Source organism: Roseateles sp. P5_B10 (assembly GCF_056400485.1).
Map to the genome: position 1 here is coordinate 1 of NZ_JBFULE010001730.1, position 536 is coordinate 536.

Sequence of the window (536 nt, forward strand, 5' to 3'; positions counted from 1 at the left end):
GCATGCGCCACCCGACCGACCCCAACCGCTATCTGATGGGGCGCTCCGTGGCTCCGGCGCTCGTGACCGCCGACGACATCATGGAATACGACCTCGATTCCAATCCGGTCGATGCGAAGGGACGCGCCAGCTTCCTCGAACGCTTCATCCATGGCGAGATCTACAAGGCCAGGCCCGACGTCAAAGCCGTCGTCCATACGCATTCGCCCGGGATCATCCCCTTCAGCGTCAGCAGCACGCCGTTGCGGCCGGTGTTCCACCTTGGCGCCTTCCTGTTTCCCGAGGTGCCGGTGTTCGAAATTCGCGACAGCGCCGGCATGAGCAACATGCTGGTCAGCAACGCGCAACTCGGCAAGGCGCTGGCCAGTACGCTCGGCGATCGCAGCGTCGCTCTGATGCGCGGCCATGGCAGCGTGGTCGTGGCATCCACCATTCCGATGGCGGTGTTTCGCGCCCATTACAGCAACGTCAATGCGCAGCTGCAGTCGCAGGCGCTCGCTTTGGGCGGATCGGTGAGCTATTTGCTGGGCGAGGAA

Annotated in this window: 1 protein-coding gene; it reads left to right on the forward strand. The window is 63.8% G+C overall.

Annotated elements, in window-relative coordinates:
* On the forward strand, positions 1–536 hold a 536-nt coding region (locus tag AC1DU6_RS35575), incomplete at both ends, for a class II aldolase/adducin family protein (protein ID WP_477863325.1).